This window comes from Rhodococcus sp. BE178 (assembly GCF_050433545.1).
Classification (GTDB): Bacteria; Actinomycetota; Actinomycetes; order Mycobacteriales; family Mycobacteriaceae; genus Prescottella.
In genome coordinates this window covers 243525-270393 of the sequence record NZ_JBNPXA010000004.1, presented here as the reverse complement: position 1 = coordinate 270393, position 26869 = coordinate 243525, and the positions used below count along the sequence as shown (strand labels likewise).

Sequence of the window (26869 nt, the reverse complement as noted above, 5' to 3'; positions counted from 1 at the left end):
GGAACACGTTCTAGATCGTTCTTACAAAACTATGTATAGCTGTGCAAGTAACCGAGTTTGGGGGGCGTTACATGTGTGGAATCGCAGGCTGGGTGTCGTTCGACTCCGACCTGACCCGGCAGCGGGGTGTTCTCGACGCAATGACCGACACCATGGCCTTGCGTGGGCCGGACGGGCGCGGCACTTTCGTGCGCACTCACGCGGGGCTCGGTCATCGGCGGCTCGCCGTTATCGATCTACCCGGCGGGGCGCAGCCGATGAGCGTGAGCACCCCCGCCGGAGACGTCGGAATGGTGTACACGGGGGAGGCCTACAACTACCGGGAACTGCGCGATCAGCTACGGGCTCTGGGTCATGCGTTCCGCACCGACAGCGACACCGAGGTGGTGCTCCACGCATACCTGCAGTGGGGTGAGAGCATCGTCGATCACCTCAACGGCATGTACGCCTTCGCGATCTGGGACCAGCGCGAGGAGAAGCTGGTGATGATCCGAGACCGCATGGGCATCAAGCCGTTCTACTACTATCCGACACCGGACGGGGTCCTCTTCGGGTCGGAGCCGAAGGCAATTCTTGCGAACCCGTTGGCACGCAAGGCCATCGATTCCGACGGCGTTCGTGAGCTGCTGGCAATGACCAAGGCGCCGGGCACGTCGGTATGGAAGGGCATGTACGAGGTGGCACCCGGTACTCTGATCCGGGTAGATCGCGATGGACTGCACGAGCGCACATACTGGCGCCTGGAGGCTGCCGAGCACACCGACAGCACGGAAAAGTCCGTCGAGCAGATCCGGGATCTGCTCACCGACATCGTCGACAGGCAGCTGATCTCCGACGTACCTCGCTGCGTGTTGCTCTCGGGTGGACTGGATTCCAGTGCCATCACCGGCCTGGCCGCGGCGAGCCTGGCGCGCGACGGAGAACAGCTGCGCACCTTCTCCGTGGACTTCCTCCATCAGGAACAGAACTTCGTCCCCGACGAGGTGCGCGGCACCCCCGACGCGCCGTACGCGCACGAGGTCGCGGCGTTGGTGGAGTCCGCGCATCAGAACGTGACGCTCAACTCGGCCGATATGCTGGATCTGTCGGTCCGTCGTGCGGTCATCACCGCACGCGACATGCCCGGACTCGGCGATATGGATCTATCCCTTTACCTGCTGTTCAAGGCGATTCGCGAGCAGTCGACGGTGGCGCTGTCGGGTGAATCGGCCGACGAGGTGTTCGGCGGCTACCCGTGGTTCTTTGCCGATAGAGCGGTCAACGCCGGCACCTTCCCGTGGGCGGCCTTCACCGGCGACAAGCCGTGGAACGCTCTGCGGCCAGAGCTGCGCGAACAGCTGGATGTCGACAGCTACATCGCCGACCAATACGCCGCGGCGTGCGCGGAGGTCGAACACCTGCCCAGCGAATCCCAGGCCGAATACCGCATGCGCGAGGTGTGCTACCTGCACCTGACCCGGTTCGTGCGGATCCTGCTCGACCGCAAGGATCGCCTATCGATGGCGGCCGGCCTCGAGGTTCGGGTGCCGTTCTGCGATCATCGCCTCATCGAATACGTCTACAACACTCCGTGGCCACTGAAGACCTTCGACGGCCGCGAGAAGAGCCTGCTGCGTCACGCCACGAAACATGTGCTCCCGCAATCTGTCGTCGATCGCGTGAAGAGCGGGTACCCCTTGACGCAGGATCCGGCATACGCGACGAACCTGCAGCAGCTCGCGAAGGAGATCCTGGCTGAGACCAATTCGCCGCTGTTCGACCTGATCGACCGGACCTGGATGCAACAACTGACGGCGCAGGATCCGATGCGGATGGATCCCGTCACCCGGGCGGGCCTGGATCGCGCCGTCGACATCTACACCTGGCTGGACCTGTACAGGCCGGAGCTGCAACTGGATTGAGCATGAATGAGGTCCTCGGCACGACGATGGCTGCCTGCGGACGGCGGGTGCGCGCCAACGAATCATTCGGCGGGCTCCGCGTAGCATTCCCTGACCCCCACATCCATCGGGAAGCGGACGGCGGTGGCGCCGAACAGCAGACGGGTTGCCGAGTTCGCCGCGGCGAGGACATGCGCGGTGGCAGCGTCGGGGCGTGTGGTGTGCACCACCACCTCGTCGTGCTGGAAGAAGACGAGTTCGCCGTCGCCGGGATCGGCGGCCAGGCGGCGGCGCAGGTCGGCCAGCAGGCACAGCGCCCACTCCGACGCCGTGGCCTGCACGACGAAGTTGCGGGTGAACCGGCCGCGGGCGTGGGGGTCGCCGCCGGACCACCACGAGTCGTCCGGCGGGGGACAGGCGCGTCCGAGCCAGGAATGGACCACCTCGCCGCGCTCACCGGCGCGGGCGGCGTCCTCGACGAGTTGCACCGCCACCGGAAAACGCTTGCGCAGCAACCCCAGAAGGGCGCGGGCCTCGCCGGCGGTGGCGCCGTAGAGGACGCCGAGGATCGCAACCTTCGCCTTCGCCCGGTCGCCGCCGAACGCCTCCGCCGCGACGGGGGCGTACAGGTCGTCGGCGCCGGCCGCCGCCATCATGCGCGGATCGCCGGACATCGCGGCCAGGATCCGCGGCTCGAGCTGACCGGCGTCGGCGATCACGAAGGTCTGCCCTGCATCCGCGATCACGCTGGAGCGCAATGCCTTCGGGATCTGCAGCGCACCGCCGCCGCGACTGGCCCACCGCCCCGAGACCACGCCGCCGGGCACGTAGACGGGCCGGAAACGGTCGCCGCGCACCCAGGCGTCCAGCCACGTCCACCCGTTGGTGCTGTGCAGCTTGGCCAGGTCGCGGTAGCGCAACAACGGTTCGACGGCGGGGTGGTCGATCTCCCGCAGTAGGTACGCGCGGGTGGAGTGCAGTTCGATGCCCTCGCGCGCGAAGGCCGCGACCACCTCCGGCTGCGACGCCGGATTGACCCGGCGACCGAACGCCGCGCTCACGTCGTCGGCGACCGCGCGCAGGCGGTCCGGCAGCATGTCCTCCGGTACGCGCGGACCGAGCGCCTCCTCGAGCAGGGCCCGGTGCGCGGCCGCCGAGAACGGCAGGCCGTCGAAGCTCATCTCCGCCGCCGTCAGTCCGCCCGCGGACTCGGCGGCCACCAGCAGTCGCAGCCGCGGATCACCCTCGATCGCCTCGGCCTGGCGCCGGTGCCGCTCGACGATCACATCCGGTGCGGTCCACGGGACGGCGTCGAACAGGCCCAGTCGATCGTCGACCGGGGTCTCGGCCACAGGGACGTACCGGCCGGCACGCGTCTCGAGCAGCGCGCCGGTGAGCGTCAGATCGTGGCACCGCTGCACCCGCACCCCCGCCGCCAGCAGCGGCGGGTACACCCGCGCGGTGTCCTCCCACACCCAGCGTGGGTGTTCGGCGGCCTCGATCTCGCGGACCGCGGCAGCAACGTCGTTCAGGCGCAGCGGCTGGCCCAGTGCCCGGCCGGACTCGTCCGTCCGGATCAGCGTGGCACCGTCGCCGTCGGGTACCAGCACCGTTCTCACGCAGACCAGTGTGCGGGACGGCACCGACACGATGGTGTCGGACCGCCGGGTTAACCTCGGCCGGACCAACAACCGAAGTCGGGCATAATGCCCATCGAACCGACCCGAGATCAGGAGCGCCCCCCGGTGATCAGCGAGTTGCAGAACGAGTTTCACGGCCTTCCCGTCGAGGAGTTCCCGATCGACACCGACACCGCCCCCACCGTGCCCACACAGGGCCCGGTCGCCTGGCGAATCTCGGTGGCCTCGTACGACGCTGAGATCGAGTGGCAGGAGGCATTCGAGAAGTTCCGTGCCGCGGTGGATCCGTCGACCGTGCAGGCGATCGTCGTCGGTAGCTGGGCCGATCCGTACGACGTCAGTTCGGCCGACGTCGTGGCGGCTCTCGTCGCGGCCGCCGACGAACTCCCCGCGTTGCGGTCCCTGTTCCTCGGCGACATGACCGGCGAGGACTGCGAGATCTCGTGGATCGTGCAGTCGGACGTCACCGCCCTGCTCACGGCGTTTCCTCGGCTGGAGCACCTGGGGGTCCGCGGCGGCACCCAACTGGAACTGACCCCGGTCCGGCACGAGAACCTGCGCAGCCTGGTGATCGAAACGGGCGGCCTGCCCGCCGACGTGGTCCGGGCCGTGGCCGCGTCGGATCTTCCGGCCCTGACCGACCTGGAGTTGTGGCTGGGCACAGAGGAATACGGCGCCGACTCGACCGTCGAGGACCTCGCGCCCATCCTCACCGGCGAGAAGCTCCCCCGGTTGACGCGCCTCGCGCTGTCGAACAGCGAGTATCAGAACGACATCGCCGCCGCCGTCGCGACCGCTCCGATCGTTCCGCAGCTAGGTGCCCTGGATCTGTCCAAGGGCATCCTGCAGGACACGGGCGCCGAGGCGCTGGTCGCCGGGCAGTCGCTCACCCACCTCGAATCGCTGGACCTGCACCACAACTACCTGAGCGCCGGCATGCGGGAGCGTCTGCGGGCGGCACTCGAACCGTCCGGAGTGCAGTTGAACCTCGACGGTGAGGATGCCGAGGAAGACGAGTACGACGGAACGATCTACCGGTCGGTCGCGGTCAGCGAATGACCCGTCCTCGACTGGCGGTCGTGGGCAATCCGGAGAACCGTCGCGTGACGATGCTGCTGGACGCCGCGGCCCGCTCCGGCCTGCCCACCCCGCGGGTGGTGTCCTGGCGGGAGGTACTCACCGGCGGCGGGGCCCGGTTCGACGCCGACGAGTGGGTGCGGCTCGACTCGCCCGGAGAGAACCCCGAGGTGGACGCGATGCTGCGCGGGGCCGGCGATCCGACCCGGATCGCCGACGGCCCGCGCTGGTACGCGTCGCTGCTCGCCGCGGTCGGCACGCTGCGCGGCGGGCGCCGGCTGACCGATCCGGACGACCTGGCCCTGCTGTTCGACAAGCGTCGGTGTCACGCTGTCCTTGCGAGTAACGGAGTGCCGGTGCCGATCTCGCCCACGTCGGGCGCCGACGCTCCGGTGCCGCGGAGCTGGCCGGAGGTGCGCGAGTTGGCCGCCGCTGCCGGGCTGTGGCGGTTCTTCGTCAAACCCGCGCACGGATCGTCCGCGGCCGGGGTGGTGGCCGTCGAGACGGCACCGGGTGGCCGGGTGCAGGCGCGCAGCAGCGTGGAGAGCGCGGCGGATGGGGTCCACAACTCGCTGCGCGTGCGCCGACTCACGGGCGAAGCCGAGGTCGGCGCCCTGATCGACGCTCTGGCCGGTGAACGCCTGCACATCGAGGCGTGGTTGCCGAAGCCGTCGCGGCAGGGTCGCGCCGCCGATCTGCGGGTGGTGGTGGTCGCCGGCCGGGCCACCCACGCGGTGCTCCGCACCAGCGCCCACCCGATGACCAACCTGCACCTGGGCGGGCAACGTGGCGACCTGGAGACCGCGCGGGCGGGTTTCGACGCCGCGGGATACGGCTGGGACAGCGCGCTCGCCGTCGCGGAACGGGCCGCCGCCTGCTTCCCGCGCACCCTGTGTGTCGGGGTGGATCTGCTGCCCGCCGCGAACTGGCGCGGTGCCGCGGTGGGTGAGGTGAACGCGTTCGGCGACCTGCTCCCGGGCCTGACCGGCCTTCCGGGCCGCGCCGACGGGCTCGACACCTACGCAGCGCAACTGGCGGCGATCGAAGGATGGGCCGATGCTGCAGCTGCCTGACATGAACACCGTCGTCGGCTCCGACGACATCCTGCTGATCACGCTCGACACCCTGCGCTACGACGTGGCCTGCGAACTCGCGGCGGCCGGTCGGATCCCGAACCTCGCGCGGCACCTGCCCGGTGGCCGGTGGGAGGAACGCCATGCCCCCGGTAGCTTCACCTACGCCTCGCACCAGGCGATGTTCGCCGGGTTCCTCCCGACACCGGTCGGGCAGGGGCCGCACCCGCGACTGTTCGCGGCCGAGTTCGGTGGCAGCGAGTCGACCGCGGACGGCACGTTCGTGTTCGCGGAGCCGAATCTCGTTGCGGGCCTTGCCGCCGTCGGCTACCACACGGTGTGCATCGGCGGTGTCGGTTTCTTCAACCGTCGGGGTGCGTTGGGCTCGGTGCTGCCCGACATGTTCGACGAGGCGCACTGGTCACCCGAACTCGGGGTGACGTCGCCGACGTCGTTCGAGGCGCAGGTGGACGTCGCGGCACGGGTGGTGAACCGGCTTCCCGCCGAGCGCCGCCTGTTCCTGTTCGTCAACGTTTCCGCACTGCACCAACCGAACTGGTTCCACGCCGAGGGGGCCACCGCCGATCACGGCGACAGTCGCGAGACCCACGCGGCGGCGCTGGAGTACGTGGATCGGCACATCGGGCGGCTGTTCGCGGCAATGTCGAGCAGGCGTCGGTGTTTCGCGATCGTGTGCTCCGACCACGGCACCACGTACGGCGAGGACGGCTACACCGGGCACCGGCTGGGCCATCCCGCGGTGTGGACGGTGCCCTACGCCCACTTCTTCCTCGAGGGACCACGATGACCGCGATCGACCTGCCCCTGCCGATGTCGCCTGGTGTGGCGCCGATGGGATACGTTCCGCCGTACCAGAACTATGTGTACGCGTACCCGCACAAGACCGCATACCGGCCGCTGCACCCGCGTCCTGCCCTGACCGACCTGTGGGCGGGCGAACCGCAGGACGCACTGTCGCTGTATCTGCATGTGCCGTTCTGCGAGGTGCGCTGCGGATTCTGCAACCTCTTCACCCGCGTCGGCGCGCCGGGCGAGCTGACCACCCGATACCTCGACGCCCTCGAGCGGCAGGCCGAGGCGGTCCGCGAGGCCCTGGCACCGTCGGCCCGGTTCGCGACCGCGGCGTTCGGCGGCGGTACCCCCACCTACCTGACCGCGGCGGAACTGAACCGCCTGTGCGACATCGCCGAAGGCCTGGGCGCCGACCTGCGAGCCGTCCCCCTGTCGGTGGAGGCGTCCCCGGCGACGGCCACCGCCGACCGGCTCGCGGTACTGGCCGAGCGCGGCGTCACCCGGCTCAGCCTCGGCGTGCAGAGCTTCGACGACACCGAGGCTCGGGCGGCGGTCCGACCGCAGCGACGCGCGGACGTCGAGGCCGCCCTGCAGCGGATCCGCGACGCCGCGATCGAGGTCCTCAACATCGATCTGATCTACGGGATCGACGGCCAGACACCGGAATCCTGGGCCGCCTCCCTCGACGCCGCGCTGGCCTGGCGTCCCGAGGAGTTGTACCTGTACCCGCTGTACGTGCGGCCGCTGACGGGTCTGGCCCGCCGCGGCGCCGGTCCCGATCCGGAATGGGACGCGCACCGCCTGGACCTTTACCGCCGCGGCCGCGACCACCTGCTCGCGTCGGGCTACATCCAGGAGTCGATGCGCATGTTCCGCCGCGCCGACGCGCCCGATCTCGGTCCGAACGACTACGCCTGCCAGACCGACGGCATGATCGGACTCGGTTGTGGCGCAAGGTCGTACACCCGGGAGCTGCACTACTCCTTCGACTACGCGGTGGGCGCGCACGAGGTGCGTGCCATCATCGACGACTACGTGGCGGGCACCACCTCGGATTTCCGCCGCGCCGTGGTGGGCCACACGATGACCGAGGACGAGGCCCGACGCCGGCACCTGCTGCAGTCCGTCCTGCAGGCCACGGGAATGCCGTTGGCGGACTACCGTTCCCGATTCGGGGCCGACCCGCGCGAGCATTTCGGCGTAGAGCTGGACCGGTGGACCGAACGCGGATGGCTGCTCTCCGACGGTGGCCGACTGCGGCTGACCGAGCTGGGCCTGGCGTACTCCGACGCCCTCGGTCCGGAACTGTTCTCCCCCCAGGTGCGGGACGCGATGGCCGAGTACGAAGGCCGCTGACGGTGCTGACCATCCTGTACCGCGGCCCGCTGGCGTCCTGCGACTACGACTGCCCGTACTGCCCGTTCGCCAAACGCCGGGACACCCCCGAGCAGTTGCGCGCCGACCGGGCCGCCCTGGAACGCTTCTGCACGTGGGTTGGCGACCAGGACCGGGAGCTGTCGATCCTGTTCACGCCGTGGGGTGAGGGCCTGGTCCGGTCCTGGTACCGGCGGGCCCTGGTGGACCTGTCCCGGCTGCCGCAGGTTCGCCGGGTGGCGATCCAGACCAACCTCAGCTGCCGCACCGGCTGGCTCGCCGACGCCGACCGCGACGCGGTCGCGTTGTGGTGCACGTACCACCCCGGCCAGACACCCCACGACCGGTTCCTCACCAAGGCCACCGAACTGACCGCGCTCGGCGTGCGGTTCAGCGTGGGTGTCGTCGGACTACCGGAACATCTGGAGGCCGCCCGTCGGCTGCGCACCGAGCTGCCCGATTCGGTGTACCTGTGGGTCAACGCCGCCGAGGGGCACGAGTACACCGACGCCGACGCGGCCGACTGGATCGGGATCGACCCGCTCTTCGCGTTCAGCCGGCATCCGCATCCGACGCGGGGGCGCGCGTGCCGTACCGGGGACACGGTGGTGTCCGTCGACGGTGACGGCACCGTCCGGCGCTGCCATTTCGTCCCCGAGGAACTGGGCAACCTCTACGACGGCTCCTTCGAGCAGGCGCTGCGACCGCGGCCCTGTCCGCTGGACGTGTGCGACTGCCACATCGGGTACGTCCATGCCGAGCAGCTTCCGCTGTACGACGTCTTCGCCGGCGGTGTGCTGGAGCGGATCCCGTCCGAGGCGGTATGGCTGCCGCTCGCCTCGCTCGGCACCCCCGCAGATGGGCGCCGGTGAGCATAGCTGCAGCAGGGCCATGGCGCTCGCCGACAACGTGCTCACGGGACATTCGGCCGCCGGAGATCCGGCGTGCCGCGATGCGTGCATAAGTAGGGCGGGATACGGGTATGCGAGCTCGAGGAAGGACCACACTGGTCGAGACGTTCGTCGCATGGCGGCGCTGCGGCGCTGATGTGCCGCGGCATCGGTGTGAGGGGTGATCGGATGCGCGTCCTGGTGTTCGGGGCAGGTGTCATCGGCAGCGTGTACGCCGGCAAGTTGCAGCAGGCAGGTCACGACGTATCGCTGCTGGCCCGTGGGCAACGCCTGGGCGAGCTGCGGAGCAACGGTCTGATCCTGGACGACCGCGGTGCCGACGGCAACCGAGTCGCGCTCGACGTCCGCTACACAGGTACGCCGGAGGGCGAGCGCTACGACCTCGTGCTGGTGGCGGTTCGCGCCGAGCAGCTCGTGGACACGCTGCCGGTGCTGGCCGCCATGGCCGACGGGACCGACGTGCTGTTCTTCGGCAACACTGCGGGCCGCGAGTCGGAAATCATCGCTGCACTTGGTGATCGAGTGTTCTTCGGTTTCCCCGCGGTCGGCGGGACGCGTACCGGCCCGGTCGTCGAGTACGTCATGATCGGCCGGCAGAAGACGATGCTCGGCGAGGCCAACGGCACCATCACACCGCGAATCCGACAGATCCGTGCCGAACTGAACCGTGCGGGCTTCTCCACCGCGACCAGTACCGACATAGCGGGCTGGCTCCTCGCGCACGCCGCGTTCGTTGTGCCTATCGCGTTCGCACTCTTCAGAGTCGGCACCGACCCGGCGCGACTCGCCGCCGATCGGCCGGTCTTGCGGCTGATGGTGCGGGCCACGCGGCAAGGATTCGCGGCGCTACGCGCAGGCGGGAACACCGAGATCCCAGCCAATCTGTCTGCGCTCTACCGAATGCCGAACGTGTTCGTGGTTTCGTACTGGCGGCGAGTGTTCGCCGGCCCGCGTGGCGAGCTCTGGTTCGCAGCGCACACCCGCGCCGCCTCCGACGAGATGCGGCTGCTGGTCGGCGGCTTGCTGACGGCCGTTCACAGCTCGGGTCGCGCGACGCCCGATCTCGACCTGCTCACCCGAGAATTGTCGTGACTCCATGCTCCGGATCGCTTGCCGCGGTGTCTACCCGGTCTGCCGACCGCCGGAGCCGCCCGGCACCCAGGAAGGGATCCAGGGTCCGGTGCCCTCACTCGGGTCCAGCACGCCGGAACGGCGGCCGGCCGGAGCGGGCTGCATGGCGCCTCAGGATCGGTCTCGCGCGCGCCCGTGATCACCGGTTCGGTACCGTTCTCTGTCGGCCCGCGACCACGCGTTGTTCGACCGGCTCTGCACATTCGAACTGGGAGGTTCCCGTGGCTGGTGGTCTTGTGGCCCTGTTGGACGACGTCGCAGCGATCGCGAAAGCGGCCGCGGCGTCCATCGACGACATCGGCGCCGCGGCCGGCAAGGCCAGCATCAAGGCGGCCGGGGTGGTCGTCGACGACACCGCGGTCACGCCTCGCTACGTGCACGGGTTCTCGCCGCAGCGGGAGCTGCCGATCATCCGCAAGATCGCGATCGGGTCGATCCGCAACAAGCTCCTGATCATCCTGCCGGTGGCGATGATCCTGAGTCAGTTCCTGCCACAGGCCCTGCCCTATCTACTGATAGCCGGTGGCCTGTTCCTCTGCTACGAGGGCGCCGAGAAGGTCTACGAGGCGCTCACCGGTGGTCATCACGAGGACGAGGGCGAGGCGGAGGCGCAGGGCGGACCCGAACGCGAGAAGGCGATGGTGAGCAGTGCGATCCGCACCGACCTGATCCTGTCCGCCGAGATCATGGTGATCTCCCTGTCCTCGGTCGAGGACGAACCGTTCTTCACCCGGCTGATGGTGCTCATCGTCGTCGCGATCCTCATCACCATCCTGGTGTACGGCGTCGTCGCCCTGATCGTGAAGATGGACGACGTGGGCCTCGCGCTTGCGGGGCGCACGTCGTCCGTCAGCCAGCGGATCGGCCGAGGCCTCGTGGCCGCGATGCCGAAGGTGATGGCGGTGCTCACCGTCGTCGGAATCGCCGCGATGCTCTGGGTCGGCGGCCACATCCTGATCGTCAACGTCGGCGAGGCCGGATTCCACTGGCCGGCCGATCGCCTCCATGACCTCGAACACTGGTTCGGCGACCTCGTGCACGGCGGCTTCGGCGGCGTCCTGTCCTGGACCGCGGGCACTGTGGCGTCCGCCCTCGTCGGACTCGTCGTCGGCGCGCTCGTCGTCCTGATCGAGCACCTGATTCCGAAGCGGAAGAAGAGCGCGGCGCACTGACGGAATTGCGGCTCTAGTTGGCCGGTTCCTCGGCGTTCGCGTCGGTCACCGCCGGGTAGCGCCGGGCCAGGTTCTTCTCGGTGGAGGCGCCCGGCGCCCAGGAGGCGATCCAGGGTCCGGTGCCCTCGGACGGATCCAGCACGCCGGCCTCGAGCCAGGTGTACTCGCCGCCGAGGACGTCGCGGGCGATCCGGTGATCGGTGTCGTCGGTGTTCTCCCACAGCGCCGCGAACAGTCGGTCGACGCGCAGCCGGGACTGCCGGCAGAAGGCGTCGGCCAGGTCGGTGGCTGTCGCGCCCCGGGCGGGATCCTCGGTGCGGTCCATCTCGGCGCGCACGCACGCCGCCGACATCGCGAACAGTTCGGCGCCGATATCGACGATCCGGCCGAGGAAGGCCTGATGCTTCTCCATGCCGGCCTGCCAGCGCGCCATGCCGTAGAACGTGGACCGTGCCAGCTTGCGGGCGCTGCGCTCGACGAACCGCAGATGTGTAGCCAGCGCACCGAATTCGCTGTAGGAGTTGGGCAGCTGCCCCTTGCCCGAGACCAGGTGCGGCAGCCACTTGGCATAGAAGCCGCTGGCGCCGAGGGCCGCCTTGGCCTTGTGCTGCAGGTCGGCCTTGGGGTCGGCCAGGTCGCCGGCAGCGGTCAGGTGCGCATCGACGGCCTCGCGGGCGATGAGCAGTCGCATGATCTCGCTCGAGCCCTCGAAGATCCGGTTGATGCGCAGGTCCCGCATCAACTGCTCGACCGGCACCGCGCGTTCACCGCGCGCGGCGAGCGACGCGGCGGTCTCGTAGCCGCGCCCACCGCGGATCTGGATGAGGTCGTCGGCCATGCGGCAGGCCATCTCGCTGGCCCACAACTTGGCCAGCGCGGCCTCGATACGGATGTCGTTGCGGGCCTCGTCGGCCATCTGGCCGGACAGCTCCAGCACTGCCTCGAGCGCGAACGTGGTGGCCGCGATGAACGAGATCTTCGCGGCGACCGCGCCGTGCTCGCCGACCGGTCTACCCCACTGCACTCGCTCCGCGGACCACTCGCGCGCGATCTTGAGCGACCACTTGCCGGCCGCCGTGCACATCGCGGGAATCGCCAGCCGGCCGGCGTTCAGAGTGGTCAACGCGATCTTGAGGCCGTCGCCCTCGCGCCCGATCAGATTCCGGGCCGGGACCCGGACCTGGTGCAGTCGGGTGACGCCGTTCTCGATTCCGCGCAGACCCATGAAGGCGTTGCGGCGTTCGACGGTGATGCCGGGCGAGTCCGCTTCCACCACGAACGCGCTGATACCGCCGTGATGACTGCCCGGCTCGCCGGGGTGGCGCCCCTCGCTGCGCGGCACCCGTGCCATCACCACCAGCAGTTCGGCCACCACACCATTGGTGGTCCACAGCTTGACACCGTCGAGTATGTAGGCGGAGCCGTCCTCGGTCGGTGTCGCGGTCGACGCCATCCGGGCCGGATCCGAGCCGACGTCGGGTTCGGTCAGCAGGAACGCCGAGATCGCGCCCTTCGCGCAGCGCGGCAGGAACTCCGCCTTCTGTGCGGGGGTGCCGGCCAGCTTCAGCGGTTCCGGCACTCCGATCGACTGGTGCGCGGACAGCAGCGCACCGAGGCTCGGGTGCACCGACGACACCACCATGAGGGCGCGGTTGTAGGCCACCTGGGACAGGCCGAGCCCGCCGTATTCGGTGGGGACCTTGAGTCCGAAGCAGCCGAGTTCGGTCAGGCCCGCGACGTACTCGTCGGGGATCTGGGACTCGCGCTCGATCACCGACCCGTCGAGGTCGCGGCAGTACTCCTCGAGTTCGGCGATGAACGCTTCGGTCCGCGCCGTGTCGGCGGCGCCGGGCCTGGGGAAGGGATGCACCAGATCGAGCCGGAATCGCCCGAGGAACAGTTCCTTGGCGAAGGAGGGCTTGTCCCAGCCGCTCTCCCGGGACTCTTCGGCTAGTTCTCGTGCCTGTTCTTCCGTGACCTGGGTCGGTGTCACCATGATCTGCCTCCTAGACGAGAGCGATCGGAGAACCTGTCCACAAAGCTACTGACAAAGCTACTGGCGAGTATTCCCCTCGGCGGGCGCCGGCGAAAGGGATCACCTCGCGCGGGTGAGGTGGACGGACCTGCCCTCGCCTACCGTCGGCGCTGCACGCCGACGAATCCACGCCCACCAGGAGGCACAGGTGAACGACTCAAGTGACGCCCTCGCGCAGGCTCTCGCAGGGGTCGGCATGCCGGACCGGGTCCAGACCCCGATCGGCACGTTCGAGTTCTTCGACGGGGTGCCCCTGCCCGAGACCACGAAGAGTCTGTACGACGGGCTCGACTTCCTGCGGGGCGTCGAGGTGTTCCTGGGCGCGGTTCCCGGAGCCTCGCTCGTCGCGATGCGGCGGGGGTTCCGCAGCGTGGGCATCGACGGCCTGGGCACGATCGCCTACACCGAGCCGCGAGCCAACTCGGGCAGCTTGTTCCTGACTCCCAACACCGAGACCACCTACGCCACGATGTTCCTCGATCTGCGCGACGGCCCCGTCGTCGTCGAGCCGCCCACCGACTCGCTGTGCGTGGTGGACGACTTCTGGTTCCGCTACGTCGCGGACATGGGCATCGCCGGGCCGGACCGGGGCAAGGGCGGCAAGTACCTCTTCCTTCCGCCCGGCTACCAGGGCGAGGAACCCGACGGCTACTTCGTCTACCGGACCCCCACCTTCACCAACTGGGCGATCTTCCGCGCGCTCGGCGGGGTCGAGTCCGTCAAGCAGACCCGCGTCTACCGGCTCGCCGACGCCGCGAACCCGCCGGAGATGGCTTTCGTCAACATCGCCGACGAAAAGTTCAACACCGTGCATGCGAACGACTTCTCCTTCTTCGAGGAGATCGACGAACTGGTTCAGGAGGAGCCCGCGGAGGCACTCGATCCCGAACGGGCCGGCCAGCTTGCGGCGATCGGCATCCGGCACGGGAGCCCCTTCACCCCGGACCAGCGACTCCGCGGCATCCTGGACGCTGCCGCGAGAACCGCCGCCGGCATCAGCCGGGCACTGGTGTACTTCCCGCGCGACCCGGAGAGCTTTCTGCACCCCGGCTCCTCGTGGAAGCAGGCGTTCGTCGGCGGCAGCTACGAGTTCCTGCGCGACCACGCCCGGCTGCTCGACGCCCGAACCCAGTTCCACTACTTCGCCACCGTGATCACGCCGGCGATGGCGCACGCCCAGGTGGGGGCCGGGTCCGCGTACACCTACACGGCCGAGGACGCCCACGGCGCGATCCTCGACGGCGGCAAGACCTACCGTCTCACCCTCCCGCCGAACCCGCCCGCGAAGAACTTCTGGTCGGTCGACGTGTACGACACCCAGACGCGGTCGCTGATCCAGACCGACAATCCCTATCCGAGCGTCATGAGTCTGACCGGCACCGTCGTGCCCGAGGAGGACGGTTCGTTCGTGCTGTGGTTCGGGCCGAATCCGCCGCCCGGCCGGGAGACGAACTGGATCCGCACGCTCCCCGACAAGAGCTGGTTCCCGGTGCTCCGGCTGTACGGGCCCCTGCAGCCGTGGTTCGACGGGGCGTGGGCCCCGAGCGAGATCGTGGAGGCCGCGCCGGGACGGGGCTGAGCAGGCCCGTCGCCCGACTTCCCACCCGGCTCGTCCATTCGGCGGGGTGCGAGAATCGGTGCCTGGGAGGTAATAACCATCATGGTCAGCTCGGCGAGGCCGCCGGCGTACACGATGCGCCAATTGTTCGTCTTCGTGGCCGTCGCCGAGACCGGCACCATCCGCGCCGCCGCCGATCGGCTGCACGTCTCGCAGTCCGCGGTGTCCCTCGCGATCACCGAACTGGAACGGGCACTCAAGTCGCAGTTGTGCGTGCGTCGGCGTGCGCACGGCGTGCAGCTCACCCCCACCGGCGAACGGGTCCTGATGCGGGCGAAGGCGCTGCTCGAGCAGGCCGGTGACCTTGCCGCGGAGGCGTCGGGCGCCACGGGTGTGCTCACCGGTCCGCTCGCGATCGGCTGCTACTCGTCACTGGGGCCGACGCTGCTGCCGCGGCTGCTGTACGAGTTCAACCAGCTCCATCCGGGGGTCACCGTCGACTTCGTCGAGGACACCCAGGACCGGCTCGAACAACGCCTGGTCTCGGGGGAGCTGGACCTCGCGATCGTCTACGACCTGGACCTGTCGCCCGCGCTGCGTCGCGCCCGGATGGACACCCGGCAGCCCGCGATCCTGCTGCCCGCCGACCACCGCCTCGCCGACGCCCCGGTCGTCGAGCTGGCCGAACTTGCCGACGAGCCGATGGTGCTGCTCGACGCCCCGCCCAGCTCGTTCCACGCGCTGCAGATGTGCAGCCATGCCGGGTTCACCCCACGCGTGCGGTTCCGGCCGAAGAACTTCGAGACCGCCCGCGCGCTGGTGGGGCGCGGCTTCGGCTGGACGCTGCTGATCCAGCGGCCCCAGCTCGACGTCACGTACGAGGGTCTCGGTGTGGTGGTGCGGCCCGAGGTGGAGCCGCCGGTGCCGGAGGTGGACATCCTGCTGGTGTGGTCGCAGGACGCGCTGCTCAGCCGGGCCGCCCGCGCGTTCGTCGAGTTCGCCGAGGCTGACTGATCGGCGTCACCCACCCATAACCACAGGTTTTGTGGGTATTCACCCCGACTTCTTGCGCTTTTCACGCGATGTGATCCAGGTCAAGATGTCCTGCAGGCCGCTTCGTCGGCGCGCGTGCGGGTGGTTCCTTCCCTGCGCTTCCAGATGTGAAAGGCACCGAACTCATGACGGCAACCATGACGGCGACCCCGCCGCAGGTGCTGCACCGCAAGGCCCGCAAGGCCGCGCTGGGCAGCTTCGTCGGCACCGCGATCGAGTGGTACGACTTCTTCATCTACGGCACCGCTGCCGCCCTGGTACTCGGTCACCAGTTCTTCCCGAACTCGTCGGATCTGGCCGGCACGCTGGCGTCGTTCGCGACCCTCGCCGTCGGATTCATCGCGCGCCCCATCGGTGGCGTCGTCATGGGCCACTTCGGTGACCGCGTGGGACGCAAGTCGATGCTCGTCATCTCGCTGCTGCTCATGGGCTTCGCGACCGTCGGCATCGGTGTGCTCCCCAACTACGACGCGATCGGCGTCTTCGCCCCGATCCTGCTGGTGACGCTGCGCTTCATCCAGGGTCTCGGCGTGGGCGGCGAGTGGGGCGGCGCGGTCCTGGTCGCCACCGAGAACGCCCCCGAGGGCCGCAAGGGCCTTTACGGCGCCGCACCCCAGATCGGTGTGCCGGCCGGCGTCCTCGTGGCAAACCTCGTGTACCTGCCGCTGACCGCGTTCATGAGCGACGAGACGTTCAAGGCGTGGGGCTGGCGCATCCCGTTCCTGCTCAGTGCCGTCCTCGTCCTGGTCGCGATGTGGATCCGCCTCGGCCTCGAGGAGAGCAGCGAGTTCAAGGAGTCCAAGGATTCCAAGGACGACGGCAAGCCCGACAAGCTGCCCATCGTCGAGGTCCTCACCAAGCACTGGAAGACCGTCCTGCTGGCCGGCGGCACGTTCATCGCCACCAACGGCATCGCCTACGCGTACATGGTCTACGTCCTCAAGTACGGCGAGTCCGAACTCGGCTTCAGCAAGACCACGATGCTGTTCCTGCTGATCAGCTCGTGCCCGTTCTGGATGGCCGGCATGGCGTTCAGCGCGTGGAAGTCCGACACCCTGGGCCGCCGGACGGTCTACGTCCGCAGCTCGATCGCGCTGGTGATCGCCGCCGCCGTCTTCTTCCCGCTGATGGACACCGCCGTGCTGCCGGTGATGGTCGTCGCGATGATCGCGCTCGGCTTCACCCTCGGCTGCTGCGCCGGCCCGCAGTCCGCGCTGTTCGCCGAGCTGTTCCCCCCGGCGATCCGCTACTCGGGCGCCTCCCTCGGCTACCAGATCGGCGCCATCCTCGGCGGCGGCCTCGCCCCGATCATCGCCACCGCGCTGTACGCGAGCTTCGAGACATCGCTCGCGATCACCGGCTACTTCGTGCTGATCGCCCTGATCAGCCTCGCCAGCATCCTGCTGCTGAAGGTGCCCGGTACCCAGTCCTCCCGTCCGTCCCCGCAGGAAGTTGTGTAGACCATGTCGACCTACTACCAGCCCCCGAAGTACCCGGCCTCGAACTTCGAGTCCATGACCGCCGCCGACGAGACCCTCCCGGTCGTCATCGTCGGCGCCGGACCCGTCGGCATGGCCGTCGCCCTCGGCCTGGCCCAGCGCGGCATCCCCGTCACGATCCTCGAAGCGGCCGACCAGGTGTCGTTCGGCAGCCGCGCCATCTGCATCTCCCGCCACAGCCTCGAGGCCGCTGCGCGCCTCGGCTTCGGCGCCGAGCTCGAGAAGATCGTGCTGCCGTGGGTCGGCGGTCGCAGCTTCTACCGCGACCGGCAGGTGCTGCACTTCCAGATGCGCAACGCCGACCACGACGTCCGGCCGCCGATGATCAACGTCTCGCAGTCCGAGTTCGAGCAGATCATGGTCGACACGCTCGAGGCGAACCCGCTCATCACGCTGCACTGGTCCGCGAGCATCGCGGGCGTGCTCCGCGCCGACGACGAGGTGACCCTCGAGATCGACACCGCGTTCGGCAAGCGCCATCTGCGCGCCCGCTGGGTCGTGGCCGCCGACGGTGGCCGCAGCCGGATGCGCGAGCTCGCCGGTCTCCGCATGCAGGGCAACAACTACGACGGCCGCTACGTGATCGCCGACATCCACTGGGAATCGGAACTGCCGGCCGAGCGCATGGTCTGGTTCGATCCACCGAGCAACCCGGGCTCGACGATCATCATGCACAAGCAGCCCATGAACATCTGGCGCATCGACTACCAGCTCGACCCGTCGGAGGACGCCGAGCTCGAGACGCAGGAAGACCGGATCCGCGACCGGATCACCCGGCACCTGGAGTGGCTGCAGAACGACCTGCCGTGGACGCTCGAGTGGCACGGCTTCTACAGCGCCCGCGCGCTCGCGCTGCAGGACTTCACGCACGGCCGCATCCTGTTCGCCGGCGACGCGGCGCACCTGGTGCCGATCTTCGGTGTGCGCGGCCTCAACTCGGGCATGGAGGACGCCGAGACCCTCGCGTGGCAGCTGGCCGCCGTGATCCACGGAAACGCCACTCCCGAACTCCTGCAGGCGTACTCGGTGGAGCGGCACGACGCGTGGCGGCAGAACGTCGCCAACGCCGGCAAGAGCACGCTCATCATGTCGCCCGGCAGCCACGGCTACCAGACGACGCGCGACGCGATCCTCGCGCTGTCGGTGACCCGCCCCGAGTTCAGCCACCTGATCAACCCGCGCCAGTCCAGCGCCACCAACGCGCGGATCTCGCCGCTCACGTGGCCCACCCCGGCCGACGCCGACGGAGTCGCCGCCGGTGATCCCGTCGAGGACCGCCGGGTGCAGACCGCGGACGGCACCGAGACGTCGCTGAACATCCTGCGCGGCACCGGTTTCGCGGTCCTCGGCGTGCATGTCGACGCCGCGGCGCTGGCCGCCGCCACCGCGACCCTGGCCGGTGCGCTGGCACCGGAGTCGGTGCGCGCGATCCTGATCGGCTCGGATACCCCCGAGGAATCCGCCGTGTCGGTTGCGGTGGTTCCCGACGCCGACGGACAGACCGTCGCCGCGCTCGGTGCCCGCGACGGCGAGGTGTTCGTGATCCGTCCCGACGGCGTGCTGCTGTGCCGCGTCGACGGTGTCGGACGGATCGACGACGTCGTGCGCCACCTGAGCCTGGGGAGCGCCCCGGCCGGTGCGTCGGCTGCCGTCGACAACGGGCCCGCGATCGACCCGGCCGAGTTGCGCCGCGAGAACGTGTGGATGGGCCTGTCCGACGCGCTCGACCAGGTGGGCGAGAACGACCGCGAGGGCTTCCTGACCCGCCTCGCGCTGGTGCTCGGTTCGCAGGTGGGGCAGCGCGAGTTCGAGGAGGCCATCGCGGCCGCCACCGATCCGTCGCTGACCGTGCCCGCCGACGAGAACGCGGATGCCGCCGTCGGTGCCTGAGCAAGTCTCCGAATCCAGCGCCGTCCGGCAGCAGCCGGCGGCGCTGGATTCGTCTGCGTGGGGTGTGGTGGTGATCGCGCTGCTCGCAGGCGTGCTCGCCGCGAGCCAGGTCGGCAAGGTCATCGTCGCGTTGCCGACGGTGCGCGACGACCTCGGCATGAGCCTGACCGCGGCCGGGGTGCTCCTGTCGTCGTACACGTTCGTGGGCGCGCTGCTCGGCAGTGCCGCAGGCGGATTCGTCGACCGTTGGGGCAGACGCCGCATGCTGACGCTCGCGCTGACCGTGCTCGCGGCCGGAGCGCTGCTCGGCGCGGTCTCCCCGTCCACCCCGGTACTGCTGTTCTCCCGGATCCTCGAGGGCCTGGGGTTCATGGGCGTCGCGGTGTCGGCGCCGGCACTGATCGCCTCGGCCGCGGCGGCGGAGCATCGCCGACTGGCGCTGGGCATGTGGGGGATCTACATGCCGCTGGGCCAGTTCGTGGCGATCGTCGCCGGACCGTGGGTGATCGGCGCGATCGGCTGGCGCGGGCTGTGGGGCGTCAACGCGGCCGCCCTGGTGGTGTGTGCGGTGCTGGTACTCGCCGTCGTACCGAAGACGTCCAGTGGTGAGTCTTCGTCCGGTGCCGACCCGGAGTCGAAACCGTCACGCGTGTGGCGCAATTCGACCGCCATGCTGATCGCGCTCGCCTTCGGAACCTACTCGCTGCAGTACCTCGCGGTGATCGGCTTCCTGCCCACGATGTACGCCGCCGGCGGTCGGTCCGACGGCTCGGCCGCGGTGCTCACGGCGCTGGTGGTGCTGGGCAACATCGTCGGCAACATCGGTGCCGGGGTGCTGCTGCATCGCGGAGTGCGCCCCGGATCGTTGATCGCCGTCGCGGCCACCTCCATGGGCGCCGCCTCCGTCGTGATCTACGCGGGATGGGCGCCGTTCGGCCTGTCCTACGCTGCGGCAGTGGCTTTCGCGCTCCTCGGCGGCCTGCTGCCGGCCGCGGTGTTCGCGGCGGTACCCGGCGCGGCCCGGAGTCCGCGCGAGATCGGGCCCGTCAACGGCCTGGTGGTGCAGGTGTCCAACGCGGGGTCGATCATCGGTCCGCCGCTGGTTGCGGCCGTCGCGACCCACACGGGCGGCTGGTCGCTGAGCCCGCTGGTGCTCAGCAGTGTCGCCGCGGTGTGTCTGATCGCGGGATTTGCGGTGCGGGCCAGGGGCTCTCGCTGACCCGCACCGGATCTCTCAACGCAGCAGCAGTGCTGAGAGCCGTCGTGCCGCGGCCATGACGGCCTCGCCCAGCCTCTGTTCCTCGGACGAGTCGAACACCGAGACGCCGATGCTGACGAGGTCGTCCGGCCGACGATTGGGCAGCGCGGCCGAGATGCCGGTGACCGAGTGGGTCACCTCGCCGGACGTCACCGCGAATCCGCGTTGGCGCGCACGCGTGACCTCCAGGCGTTCCCCTTCCCGTGGCGGCATCGCCGCGAGCATGGCCAGGCCCGCAGAGCCGCGGTTCATCGGATCGACCTGACCCGCCTGGAATCCGACGTGGGCGCGTGAATTGCGCGGCTCGACGACCATGAGGGCGCGGACCTGGTCCTCGCCGTCCCGGACCGCGAGGTGCGCGGTGGCCTCGACGGCGTCCGCGAGTTCCTCGAGAATCGGCCGCGCCAGCTCGCGCAGATCCTGCTCCACCGAACTCGCCAGCGAGACGAGCCCCGAGCCCAGCAGGATGCGCTTGTTCGCGGTGCGCCGGCACAGGCGGTGTGCCTCGAGGGTGCGCACGAGCCGGTCCGCGACGGTTCGGTGCACGCCGATTCCGTCGGCGATCTCGGTGACCGTCAGCCCGTACTTGTGCTGCGTGAGCAGCTCGAGGATCTCGAGCCCGTTGTGCAGCGTCTTCGACATCCGTGAATCGAGCTGGACACCGCTGGTCGTTCCCGGGGTTTCGCTCGTTTTCTCATCGGATCGGACCGATGCCATGAATCCCTCCCTTGACGTGTGTGAGGTGAGCCACCTACGCTTCACCTTAATCGCACTACGCGTTCGATTATCGCACACATTGGTAGACGGTGCAATCCCCGAACAGGGGACTGCCGAAGGAGTTCGTGTCATGAGCGGAACTGGCAACGGTGAGGTCGGTGCAGTGGCTTTCGTGGAGATCCACCAGCTGTACGGCCGGCAGAGCCACCTCATCGACGAGGGGTTCGCGGCGGAGTGGGCGGCCACGTTCACCGAGACGGGCGAGTTCCACTCGCCCAGCTACCCCGCGCCGGTCGTCGGTACCGCGGCGCTCACCGAGTTCGCCCGGGCGTTCTTCACGGCCGCGTCGACGGCGGGCGAAGCCCACCGCCACGTGCTCACCAACATCCTCATCGACCGGATCGGCGAGGACGAACTCGCGGTCCGTGCCTACCTGCAGATCATCGCGACGCGGATCGGCGGGGACTCCCGCCTGGTGCGGTTCACCACCGTCACCGACCGGGTGGTGCGTGCGGGCGGGCAGTGGCGTATCGCGCGTCGCGCCGTCCGAAGGGACGACAGCGGCGGCAGCGGTGCCGGCGGCGACACAGCAGCCTGACCGTTCGGTTCGAACATCAGGGGCGCCCGCGCCTCGAAATCTTTTTGTAGACATTTGCTTTGGAGGATCCAGACATCATGACCGAGAACGCCGATACCCAGAACCCCGGACGCACCGACGCCACGCAGATGCTGGCGCTGTACCCGGAGATGGCGGGCAAGGTCGCAGTCGTCACCGGTGCGGCCCGCGGAATGGGCGCCGCCTTCGCGGCCGGTCTGGCCACGCGCGGCGTGAACGTCGTCGGCGCCGACATCAACGAAGATCAGATGACGGCCACCGCGCAGGAGATCAACGACGAGGTGGCCGCGAAGTCGCTGGCCGACAAGCCGGGTCGCGTCGTCGGTGCCCGCATCGACGTCACGAAGGCCGACGAGCACGAGGCCCTCGCGCAGATCGCGCTGAAGGAGTTCGGGCGCATCGACTTCTGGATCAACAACGCGGGCATCTTCCCGTTCGCACTGGTCGAGGAGATCACACCCGAGCAGATCGCGGCGACGCTCGACGTCAACGTCGAGGGCGTGCTGTTCGGCGCCCAGGCCGCGGCGCGGCACATGGAGGTCGGCGGCGCGATCGTCAACATGTCGTCGGTGTCCGCGTTGCGCATCCGCCGCGGCCGCGGTGCCTACTGCACGTCCAAGGCCGCCGTCGCGCACCTCACCGAGTCGCTCGCGGTGGAACTCGGCGACAAGGGCATTCGCGTCAACGCGATCGCACCCGGCTACATCGACACCGAGATGACCCGCTGGGTCCGCGAGGATCCCGCCGCGCTCGCGCACGCCCTGAACGTGGTGCCGCTGCACCGCCTCGGCTCGCCGGAAGAGGTCTTCGGACCGCTGCTGTTCCTGCTCTCGGACAGCGCCCGCTACGTCACCGGTCACTCCATCGCCGTCGACGGTGGCTCGCGCCATGTCTGATGCAGGGTCGATGGGTCATTCCGCAGGCTCCACTCCTGCCACGTACCCGGGCGTCGTCCTCGTCACCGGCGCCGCCGCCGGCATGGGTGCCAACCACGCCAGGGCGCTGGCCGCGCGGGGCTCGCACGTCTGCCTCGCCGACGTCGCCGACACCTCCGCGGTGCTGGCCGAGATCGAGGCCGCCGGCGGCAGCGCGTCGGCGCACCATCTCGACGTCGCCGACCCCGCGGCCTGGACGCGGGTGATCGACGAGATCCGCTCCGGCAAGGGCGAACTCGGCGGTCTGGTCAACAACGCCGGCATCAGCCGTCGGCTCGAGTTCATGGACACCCCGGACGACATCTGGGAGCTGACCATGCGAATCAACCTGTTCGGCCCGTTCTACGGCATGAAGGCCGCCGCCCCGCTGATGCGGGACAGCGGCGGCGGATCGATCGTGAACATCTCGTCGATCTCCGGTCAGGTCGGCTACTTCTCGCCCGCGTACGCGTCGAGCAAGTGGGGGCTGACGGGACTGTCGAAGTCGGCGTCCGGGCAGTTCGCGAAGTGGGGTATCCGGGTCAACTCGGTGCACCCCGGCCTGGTCGGCACCGCTCTCGTCGGGGGAGCGGATGCCTTCATCGAGGCGTCGCTGCAGAGCATTCCGGCCGGCCGTATGGGCACGGTCGACGAGATCACGGACGCGGTGCTGTTCCTGCTGTCCGACCGATCCACGTACATGAACGGCAGCGAGGTGACGGTGGACGGCGGCCTGGTCTCCAACGGGCTGTACCACCGGATCCTCGAAGAATCGGGAGGTGTCCTCTCATGAGTGAAGACAACTGGGACGTCGTCGTGATCGGCGGCGGCGGAGCAGGACTCGCGGCGGCGGTGTCCGCGTCCGAGCAGGGCGCGTCGGTGCTGCTGTTCGAGTCCGAATCCGAACTGGGTGGTTCCACGCAGTTGTCGGCCGGTCTGTTCACCGCGGCCGGGACCAGCGTCCAGCGCGGCCTCGGCATCGAGGACACGGCGGAGAAGTTCTTCCAGCACTACATGGACCTCAACCACTGGATGCTCAAGCCGGGCCTGGTCCGCGCGTTCTGCGAGCACGCGGGCCCGACGCTCGAGTGGCTGATCGATCTGGGTGTGGAGATCCCGGCGCGGGAGTCCGCCAACGCCCACATGCCCGGCCTGTGCCAGGCCGGCGTCGAGGACGTCTGGCGTGGTCACGTGCCGAAGGATCAGGGCTACGGGCTGGTCCAGGTGCTCGACAAGGCCCGCCGCGAGCACGGCATCGAGGCGATCCTGAACACCCGCGTCCAGTCGCTGATCGTCGAGGACGACCGCGTGGTCGGTGTGGTCGCGGACGACATCGAGGTCCGGGCGGGCGCGGTGGTGATCGCGACCGGCGGGTTTGCGCAGAACCCGGAGCTGGTCGGGCGCTTCTACCCGATCGCGAACCGGGCCGGACAGTCGCTGTTCGTGGTGGCCGCACCGGGCAGCCGGGGCGATCACCTGCAGTTCGGCGAGCAGGTGTCCGCGGCCGTCACCGGCGAGGGCTGGGGACTGATGCTGCCCACCGCGTACTTCCAGCGGTTCCACCACTGGCAGTCGGGATTCCCGCCGAAGTCGCGGATCTACGTCAACGGCCACGGTCGACGCTTCATGGACGAGGACGCGTCGTACGCGGTCTCGACCGGCATCATCGCCGCGCAGGAGGGCGGTGCGTGGGCCGTCTTCGACGAAAAGGCGCGCGTGAATCTGCCTGGGGGATATACTGATTGGATTCCGGAGCGGGTTCTCGACGAGGCCGACTCCGGGCGCACGCTCCGGGCCGACTCCCTCGCGGAACTCGCCGGGGCGATGGACGTGCCGGCCGATGCCCTCGAGGCGGCCGTCTCGCGGTGGAACGAGCAACTCCCGAACGGCGTCGACGACGATTTCCTGCGTCATCGCACGCTCGCGAACAAGGGCTCGACCGCACACCCGGACCCGATCGACGAGGGTCCGTTCTACGCCGTTCGGATGCTTCCCGCGGAGCTCGTGTGCACACACGCGGGCGTGGAGATCGACAGCGACGCCGCTGTCCTCGATCAGACGGGTCGACCGATCGACGGGCTGTACGCCGCGGGGGAGGCCGGGGCCGGAATTCTCGGACTCCGGTACGTGGGCGGCGGAAACGCCGTGGCCAACGCCCTCACCATGGGCAGACTCGCCGGTATCAACGCGGCGCGAACCGCCCGCGGCGAGTCGGAGACGTCCACGGCAATGACAACTGCAGGAATCTGACACCGGTCAAGCGTGTTGCACACCAGAGACTTTCAAAGGACCCCCCATGCCTGTAAACGACACTGCGGAGCACGAGGTTCGTAGCTCCGAGCCCGCCCGAGGACCCGACCCCGTGCAGGCCAAGCCCCCGCAGTCCACCGTCAAGGTGGTTCGTGCCGCGATCGTGGGCACCGTCGTCGAGTACTACGACTTCGGTATCTACGGCTACATGGCGACGATCATCGCGTCGCTGTTCTTCGTCTCGGAGAACGACACCGCCGCGCTGCTCGGCACGTTCGCGACGTTCGCGGTCGCGTTCTTCCTGCGGGTGCCCGGTGGCATCTTCTTCGGCCACATCGGTGACAAGTACGGCCGCAAGAACGCCCTGTCCTGGACCATCCTGCTGATGGTCGTCGCGACGGCGGCGATGGGCCTCATGCCCACCTACGTCACCCTCGGTGTGTGGGCGACCGCGATCCTGGTGTTGGCGCGTTGCCTGCAGGGCTTCGCGGCCGGCGGCGAGCTGGGCGGCGCCAATGCGTTCGTGTCGGAGTCCGCGCCGGCGAAGTGGCGCGCCTTCCAGACGTCGATGGTCAACTCGGGTACCTACATCGGTTCGCTCGTCGCGTCCCTGACCGCGCTGGCGCTCACCTCGGTGTTCACCCACGACCAGATCCTGTCGTGGGCGTGGCGTATCCCGTTCCTGCTCTCCGTCGTCATCGGCGTGGTCGGCATCTGGATCCGGAACCACATGGAGGACACCCCGCAGTTCAAGGAGCTCGAGGACAAGGGCGAGACGGCGAAGGTGCCCGTCAAGGAGCTGCTCACCACCTCCGGTGGCTCGCTCGTGAAGATCATCTTCCTGGGTGCGCTCATCACCGGCGGCTACTACATCGCCTCCGTGTACGCGGCCACCTACCTGCAGAAGGCCGGCGGGCAGTCGTCCACCGTCGCGTTCCTGTCCACGTCGCTGGCGCTGGTCCTCGGTGTCATCACGCTGCCGATCGCGGGCTACCTGGCCGACCGCTACGGCCGCAAGCCGGTGCTGTTCACCGGCACCGTCGCCGCGGTCGTGCTGGGCGTCCCGATGTTCATGCTCATGGCGGGCGGCAGCATCTGGCAGGCGGTCGTCGGCCAGTCGGTGCTGTTCATCGCGGTGTCGGTGGTCAACGGTGCGTCGTACGTGACGTACGTCGAGATGCTCAAGGCGTCGGTCCGCTACAGCGGTCTCGCCCTGGGCAACAACATCACCAACATGGCCCTCGGTGGTACGGCCCCGTTCATCGCGACGTGGCTGATCGACGTCACCGGCAACAACCTGGCGCCGGCCTTCTACTTCGTGTTCTGCGCGCTGCTCACCCTCGGTGCGATCTTCTTCGTCAAGGAGACCAAGGGCATCGAACTGCGGGTCGACTAGACAGACGACCGACCACGGGCCCTGCCGACAACGACGTCGGCGGGGCCCGCTGGTGAATCCGACAGGAGAACCAATGTCATTGCTCGACAAGCAGGAGATCACCGAGGTCCTGTACCGCTACGCGCGGGCGGTGGACCGCAAGGACTTCGAGCGGGTGGCCGACTGCTACTTCCCCGACGCTATCGACAACCACGGCGGCTACATCGGCACCGTCGACGGCCTGATCGAGGACATGAAGTCCCGGCACGCGACGATCGACTCGTCGATGCACTACATCACCAACGTGCTGATCGACCTCGACGGCGATGCGGCGCACGTCGAGTCGTACTGCCTGTGCTACCTGCGCCAGGCCCCCGAGACCCCCGAGACCCCGGGGGCGCCGCAGGCCCGCGCAACCATCAAGTGCCGCTACGTCGACCGCTTCGAGCGGCGCGACGGACAGTGGCGCATCGCGGACCGCATCGTGGTGTTCGACGAGTCCGTGACCGAGGTGATCGACGACGGCCTGGACCCCTCCTGGGTCCGATCCCGTCGCTCGTTCGAGGATCCGGTCTTCACCGGCAAGCCCTGACCGGCAACGAGTTCGGATCCGACACGGCGACGCCGGCACCC

The 26869-nt window shown here is 69.1% G+C and carries 22 protein-coding genes; 19 read left to right on the top strand and 3 right to left on the bottom strand.

Annotated features, from left to right (window positions below; genetic code table 11):
- The first annotated feature begins 71 nt into the window (after positions 1–71).
- Positions 72–1901: an asparagine synthase (glutamine-hydrolyzing) gene (gene asnB / locus J2X34_RS10530; RefSeq protein ID WP_429517040.1), complete on the top strand. Its 1830-nt coding sequence runs from the start codon at positions 72–74 to the stop codon at positions 1899–1901.
- Positions 1902–1963: 62 nt separating this feature from the next.
- Here asnB and J2X34_RS10525 read toward each other — a convergent pair whose 3' ends face one another.
- Positions 1964–3499, bottom strand: coding sequence for a bifunctional 3'-5' exonuclease/DNA polymerase (locus tag J2X34_RS10525; protein ID WP_429517038.1), 1536 nt, complete (start codon positions 3497–3499; stop codon positions 1964–1966).
- A gap of 126 nt (positions 3500–3625) precedes the next feature.
- On the opposite strand from J2X34_RS10525, the gene J2X34_RS10520 reads away from it, so the two are divergent.
- The 7 genes from J2X34_RS10520 to J2X34_RS10490 all read left to right on the top strand — a co-directional run bounded on the left by J2X34_RS10520 (position 3626) and on the right by J2X34_RS10490 (position 11071).
- Positions 3626–4579 carry an STM4015 family protein gene (locus J2X34_RS10520; RefSeq protein WP_429517036.1) on the top strand — a complete coding sequence of 318 codons (954 nt, stop codon included), beginning with the start codon at positions 3626–3628 and terminating at the stop codon, positions 4577–4579.
- On the top strand, positions 4576–5670 hold the full coding sequence (locus J2X34_RS10515; RefSeq protein WP_429517034.1) for an STM4014 family protein: 1095 nt from the start codon (positions 4576–4578) through the stop codon (positions 5668–5670). The genes J2X34_RS10520 and J2X34_RS10515 overlap by 4 nt, the downstream gene beginning before the upstream one ends.
- On the top strand, positions 5654–6478 hold the full coding sequence (locus J2X34_RS10510) for an STM4013/SEN3800 family hydrolase (protein WP_258558055.1): 825 nt from the start codon (positions 5654–5656) through the stop codon (positions 6476–6478). The genes J2X34_RS10515 and J2X34_RS10510 overlap by 17 nt, the downstream gene beginning before the upstream one ends.
- On the top strand, positions 6475–7839 hold the full coding sequence (locus J2X34_RS10505; protein ID WP_429517032.1) for an STM4012 family radical SAM protein: 1365 nt from the start codon (positions 6475–6477) through the stop codon (positions 7837–7839). The genes J2X34_RS10510 and J2X34_RS10505 overlap by 4 nt, the downstream gene beginning before the upstream one ends.
- A gap of 2 nt (positions 7840–7841) precedes the next feature.
- Positions 7842–8729, top strand: a complete 888-nt coding sequence (locus tag J2X34_RS10500) for an STM4011 family radical SAM protein (protein ID WP_429517030.1) — start codon at positions 7842–7844, stop codon at positions 8727–8729.
- A gap of 207 nt (positions 8730–8936) precedes the next feature.
- Entirely contained in the window at positions 8937–9860 is a 924-nt protein-coding gene (locus tag J2X34_RS10495) for a ketopantoate reductase family protein (RefSeq protein ID WP_429517028.1), read from the top strand.
- Between the two features lie 260 nt (positions 9861–10120).
- On the top strand, positions 10121–11071 hold the full coding sequence (locus tag J2X34_RS10490) for a DUF808 domain-containing protein (RefSeq protein ID WP_429517026.1): 951 nt from the start codon (positions 10121–10123) through the stop codon (positions 11069–11071).
- A gap of 13 nt (positions 11072–11084) precedes the next feature.
- Here J2X34_RS10490 and J2X34_RS10485 read toward each other — a convergent pair whose 3' ends face one another.
- Positions 11085–13067, bottom strand: a complete 1983-nt coding sequence (locus J2X34_RS10485) for an acyl-CoA dehydrogenase family protein (RefSeq protein ID WP_114723231.1) — start codon at positions 13065–13067, stop codon at positions 11085–11087.
- A gap of 187 nt (positions 13068–13254) precedes the next feature.
- Here J2X34_RS10485 and J2X34_RS10480 point away from each other — a divergent pair, with 187 nt between their 5' ends.
- The 5 genes from J2X34_RS10480 (at position 13255) to J2X34_RS10460 (ending at position 20325) form a co-directional block, all read left to right on the top strand.
- Entirely contained in the window at positions 13255–14685 is a 1431-nt protein-coding gene (locus tag J2X34_RS10480; RefSeq protein WP_258558054.1) for a DUF1254 domain-containing protein, read from the top strand.
- 81 nt (positions 14686–14766) lie between these two features.
- Positions 14767–15678 (top strand): LysR substrate-binding domain-containing protein, encoded by a 912-nt coding sequence (locus tag J2X34_RS10475; RefSeq protein ID WP_114723230.1) that lies wholly within the window; start codon positions 14767–14769, stop codon positions 15676–15678.
- Between the two features lie 164 nt (positions 15679–15842).
- Positions 15843–17177, top strand: coding sequence for an MFS transporter (locus J2X34_RS10470; protein WP_429517023.1), 1335 nt, complete (start codon positions 15843–15845; stop codon positions 17175–17177).
- Between the two features lie 3 nt (positions 17178–17180).
- On the top strand, positions 17181–19106 hold the full coding sequence (locus J2X34_RS10465) for an FAD-dependent oxidoreductase (protein ID WP_114723228.1): 1926 nt from the start codon (positions 17181–17183) through the stop codon (positions 19104–19106).
- Positions 19099–20325 (top strand): CynX/NimT family MFS transporter, encoded by a 1227-nt coding sequence (locus tag J2X34_RS10460; protein ID WP_429517021.1) that lies wholly within the window; start codon positions 19099–19101, stop codon positions 20323–20325. Before J2X34_RS10465 ends, J2X34_RS10460 begins: the two co-directional genes overlap by 8 nt.
- Before the next feature lie 15 nt (positions 20326–20340).
- Here the strand turns inward: J2X34_RS10460 and J2X34_RS10455 are convergent, their stop codons facing one another.
- Entirely contained in the window at positions 20341–21006 is a 666-nt protein-coding gene (locus tag J2X34_RS10455; protein WP_258558053.1) for an IclR family transcriptional regulator, read from the bottom strand.
- A gap of 205 nt (positions 21007–21211) precedes the next feature.
- Here J2X34_RS10455 and J2X34_RS10450 point away from each other — a divergent pair, with 205 nt between their 5' ends.
- From J2X34_RS10450 to J2X34_RS10425, 6 genes are all read left to right on the top strand, one after another.
- Positions 21212–21679 carry a nuclear transport factor 2 family protein gene (locus tag J2X34_RS10450; protein WP_114723226.1) on the top strand — a complete coding sequence of 156 codons (468 nt, stop codon included), beginning with the start codon at positions 21212–21214 and terminating at the stop codon, positions 21677–21679.
- A 77-nt stretch (positions 21680–21756) separates the two neighbouring features.
- Positions 21757–22593 (top strand): SDR family NAD(P)-dependent oxidoreductase, encoded by an 837-nt coding sequence (locus tag J2X34_RS10445; protein ID WP_429517018.1) that lies wholly within the window; start codon positions 21757–21759, stop codon positions 22591–22593.
- 10 nt (positions 22594–22603) lie between these two features.
- Positions 22604–23404 carry an SDR family NAD(P)-dependent oxidoreductase gene (locus J2X34_RS10440; RefSeq protein ID WP_258558052.1) on the top strand — a complete coding sequence of 267 codons (801 nt, stop codon included), beginning with the start codon at positions 22604–22606 and terminating at the stop codon, positions 23402–23404.
- Positions 23401–24861 (top strand): FAD-dependent oxidoreductase, encoded by a 1461-nt coding sequence (locus J2X34_RS10435; RefSeq protein WP_429517016.1) that lies wholly within the window; start codon positions 23401–23403, stop codon positions 24859–24861. Before J2X34_RS10440 ends, J2X34_RS10435 begins: the two co-directional genes overlap by 4 nt.
- Before the next feature lie 46 nt (positions 24862–24907).
- Entirely contained in the window at positions 24908–26257 is a 1350-nt protein-coding gene (locus J2X34_RS10430) for an MFS transporter (protein ID WP_258558051.1), read from the top strand.
- Positions 26258–26330: 73 nt separating this feature from the next.
- Complete coding sequence (locus J2X34_RS10425; protein ID WP_114723222.1) at positions 26331–26828, top strand: nuclear transport factor 2 family protein; 498 nt, start codon at positions 26331–26333, stop codon at positions 26826–26828.
- The last annotated feature ends 41 nt before the right edge of the window (positions 26829–26869 follow it).